Origin of the sequence: Streptomyces sp. col6 (assembly GCF_008042035.1) — a bacterium.
GTDB lineage: Bacteria > Actinomycetota > Actinomycetes > Streptomycetales > Streptomycetaceae > Streptomyces.
On the sequence record NZ_RDBL01000078.1, the window covers coordinates 1 to 3,887 of the forward strand.

3 protein-coding genes are annotated in these 3,887 nt (G+C 73.7%); 1 reads left to right on the forward strand and 2 read right to left on the reverse strand.

Annotation, left to right across the window (positions count from 1 at the left end; genetic code table 11):
- Window positions 1–99 precede the first annotated feature (99 nt).
- Window positions 100–1,161, reverse strand: a complete 1,062-nt coding sequence (locus EAO73_RS35500; RefSeq protein WP_191134352.1) for a LacI family DNA-binding transcriptional regulator — start codon at window positions 1,159–1,161, stop codon at window positions 100–102.
- A 204-nt stretch (window positions 1,162–1,365) separates the two neighbouring features.
- Between EAO73_RS35500 and EAO73_RS35505 the strand changes: the two genes are divergently transcribed.
- Window positions 1,366–2,787, forward strand: a complete 1,422-nt coding sequence (locus EAO73_RS35505) for a lamin tail domain-containing protein (protein ID WP_147975642.1) — start codon at window positions 1,366–1,368, stop codon at window positions 2,785–2,787.
- Here the strand turns inward: EAO73_RS35505 and EAO73_RS35510 are convergent.
- On the reverse strand, window positions 2,777–3,610 hold the full coding sequence (locus tag EAO73_RS35510; RefSeq protein WP_224756605.1) for an aminoglycoside N(3)-acetyltransferase: 834 nt from the start codon (window positions 3,608–3,610) through the stop codon (window positions 2,777–2,779). The two genes, EAO73_RS35505 and EAO73_RS35510, sit on opposite strands and share 11 nt — an antisense overlap.
- Between the last annotated feature and the right edge of the window lie 277 nt (window positions 3,611–3,887).

Genomic DNA, 3,887 nt, shown 5'->3' on the forward strand with positions numbered 1-3,887 from the left:
GTTGACCGGGGTGTTACGGGGATGGGCGCGGGGCGCCCGGGACCGGGCAGGCGGTCCGGGCGCGTGTACGACCGGCGCGCCCGCCGTCCGTGCCCGGCCCTACGCCCCCGTGCCCGCCGGGCAGCCGCAGCTCTCGCGCAGGACCGCCGCGACGGGCAGGAGTCTCGCCTCCGGCGCTCTGTCGCGCTCGGCGAGCCGCGCCACGAGCAGTTCGACCGCCTCCACGCCGAGCCGCCCCATGGGCTGGAGAACGGTCGTGAGCGTCGGCCGGACCAGGCGGCTGAGCGGGATGCCGTCGAACCCGGTCACGGCGATGTCGCCGGGCACGTCGATGCCCCGCTCCTGCAGGGCGTGCAGCGCGCCCACGGCCATCTGGTCGTTGGCGAACACCAGACCCTGGGGCCGCTGCCCCTTCGCGGACGCCCCGAAAAGGGCCTCCACCGCCTGGCGCCCGGCGGCCTGGGTGAGGTCGCCCCGCAGGTCGGGTTCGGCGGGGAGCGGGAGGCCGGCTTCCAGGTGCGCGGCCTGGTAGCCGAGGAACCGGGCCTCGCCGTCCGGGGAGTCCGCCGGGCCGCCGACGAAGGCGAGCCGACGCAGCCGGTGGGCGCTGAGCAGGTGCCGGACGATCTGCAACTGGCCGTCGAAGTTGGCCACCTTCACATGATCCAGACCGTCGTACGGCTCCCCCGCGAGCACCACGACGGGCACCCGCCGGGCCACCATCTCCAGGGTCTCGTCCGGCACGGCCTGGGCGAGCACGGCCAGCCCGTCGACCCGGCCCGCGACCTCCGTGAGCCGGGCGCCGGCCTCGTCGGCGTGCGAGGAGGCGATGAGCAGCGCGTATCCGTGGCGCCTCGCGGCCCGCTCCATGCCCCGTATGACCTCGTCGGAGTAGAGGGTCACCTCGCCGGGGTCGGACGCGGTCGCGCTGTCGGCCTCCGCGTCGTGGAAGTCCGGGTAGCACAGGCCGAGTACGCCGGTGCTGCGGCTGGCGAGTCCGCGCGCGCTGCCGCTGGGCACGTACCCGAGTTCGCGTGCGCTGGCCAGTACGCGTTCGCGGGTCTCCCCGCGCACCGAATCCGGGTTGCGGTACACCCGCGACACCGTCGCGATGGAGACCCCCGCCCGCTCGGCAACGTCGTACACCGTCGGAGTACTCATCGCGCCGCGTCACCTCTCTTCCCCTGTGGTTCCCGAGATGTTCCCACATGCGGGGCGCCGGTTTGGAAGCGCATTCACGCACGGAGGAGTCGGCGCAGAATTCGCCCGGCGTTCGCGAGCCGTCCTCCCGGGGGTGGGCATCCCGTTCGGGCGGGGCCGAGAGCGTCGGGCCGCCCGCCCCACGACAACCTCAGGATGGATTCCGTGACCGCATCGACCTTCCGCCCACGGCGGCCCCGCGCTCTCGCCCGCTTCCTCGTCGCCGCGCCGCTGCTGGCGGCCGGTGCGCTGACCGGGGTGCCGGCGGCGCACGCGGCCCCGGCCGACGACGTGCGTATCAACGAGGTGGTGACCACCGGAGGCGTCAACGACTCCGTGGAGCTGTACAACAAGGGCGGCTCGTCGGTCGACGTGTCGGGCTGGGTCCTGAAGGACGACGACAACGACCACGCGTACACGATCCCCTCCCGCACGACGCTGGCGCCGGGCGGGTTCCGGGCGTTCGACGTGAGCGGCGCGTTCGGGCTCGGCTCGGCGGACGAGGCGCGGCTGTACCTCGCGGACGGCAGGACGCAGGTGGACGCCTTCTCCTGGAGCAAGCACTCCGACCCGTCCTGGTCGCGCTGCGCCGACGGCACGGGTGCGTTCAAGCAGGCGGCCTCGGTGACGCTGGGCGCCGCGAACGCCTGCGGCGGCGGGGGCGGCGGGGACACCACGACGCCCGTGGCATGGCCCGGCGGCAGCGCGGTCGCCACCGCGGACGGCTCGAACGTCTTCGGCAAGGACCTGAGCGGCCTGTACCAGGACGGCAGCGTGCTGTGGGCGGCGCAGAACAGCGGCAAGCTGTGGCGCCTGGTCCGGGACGGCTCGGGCGGCTGGAAGCCGGACACCGCGAACGGCTGGTCCTCCGGCAAGACCCTCCGCTTCCCCGGCGGCTCCGGCAGCCCGGACAGCGAGGGCGTCACCGCGACGGGCGGCGGGATCTTCGTCGCCAGCGAGCGCAACGGGGACGCCTCGGGCACGAGCCGCCTGTCGGTGCTGAAGTACGATGCCGGCGGCTCGGGCTCCTCGCTGACCGCCGCCAAGGAGTGGAACCTCACCTCGGACCTCCCGTCGACGGGCTCCAACCTGGGCCTCGAAGCGATCACCTGGGTCCCGGACGCGTCGCTGACCGGTGCCGGCTTCAAGGACGCGTCGAGGGGTGCGGCGTACGACCCGTCCCACTACGGCGCCCACAGCGGCGGGGTCTTCTTCGTCGGCGTCGAGGGCACCGGCACGGTCCACGGCTACGTCCTGGCCGACTCGGGTTCGTACACCCGGGTCGCCTCCTTCAGCAGCGGCATGTCCGGTGTGATGGAACTCCAGTGGGAGCCCCAGGCGTCCCGGCTCTGGGCGGTCTGCGACGACACCTGCGACGGGCAGCACCGCACGCTGAAGGTCGACGCGACGGGCACGTTCGCCACGGTCGCGGTCTACAACCGCCCGAGCGGTATGCCGAATGACAACAACGAGGGCTTCGCGCTGTCCGGCGCGGACGAGTGCGTGTCGGGGTCGAAGCCGGTGTACTGGTCGGACGACGCCAATGACGGCGGGCACGCGTTGCGGCGGGGCAGCCTCAGCTGCTGACGGGCGCGGGGCCTCGTCGGGGCGTCTCGCGCCCCTCCGCAGCCAGCCGTTCCCGGAGGCGTCGGGCGGCGAACTCGATGAAGGGACGGCTCTCCATCAGGCGGCACTCGGCGGCACCGATCACACCGACGCGCACCAGCCCCGCATCCTCCGCCTCCGCGCCGACCCCGGGGAAGTGCCGGCCGTTGTCATCGCCCACGTCCGGCACTTCCACCCAGACCCGTTCGCCGTCGACGACGTACGGGAATCGGCGCAGCTTGCGGCGGTGGTTGGAGATCAGGGACTCGGCGTAGTGCAGGAAGGAGTTGCGGTTGTGCCCGACGCCCAGCAGCAGGATGTGGGCGCCGAGTTCGTGCAGCCGGTCGAACGGCGAGCCGCGCCCCACCGCGTAGGCCAGCGGCTGCCGGGCGGTGATGTCCCGGGCCAGCGGCCCCAGCGCGGCGACGGACGCCTGCGGATGGGAACTGCGCAGCCGCTGGGGGTCGGCGAGCAGGGCGGTGGGCATCGCGCCCATGAGGGTGGGCAGCTGGTCGTGGAACAGCGGCACGCCCGAGCGGTCCGCGTCGGCTCCCGCCCCCGGGTGCGGGTCCCGGACCGCGTCACCGGTGAACGCGGGCACCACCACGGTGCCCTGCGGGCCGAGGTGCTCGCGCAGCGCTCCGAGAACCGTCGCGACGCCGCCTTCGACACGGCCGAAGGCGGACAGGGAGGCGTGCACGATGACCGTCGCGCCGACAGGCAGACCAAGCGCCTCGAATCCAGCGCACAGATCGTTTTCGCTGAGGCTCACGGTGGCGTCGCGGTGGGGGCGGTACGGGGGCAAGCGCTGCTCCTTGGGGTGAGAGCCGGATGCGGCGGGCGGGAGAGGGGGGCGGACTACAGGCCCAAGGGATGCGCGGAGAGCCAGTTCTGATGCGCAGCTCTCAGCGCGTCTCTGGTCGCGCTGTCGGGTGCGACGACGTCTCCGCCGCCGTCGGCTCCTCCGGCCTCGGGTGCCTCACGCAAGGCGCGCTGGATCCACCTCGCCTCGCAGCGCGGTGTCCAGCGCGGTCATGAGCTGCGCGGCGCGGCTCCTGCCGGTGGGGGCGGGCGGGTAGCGG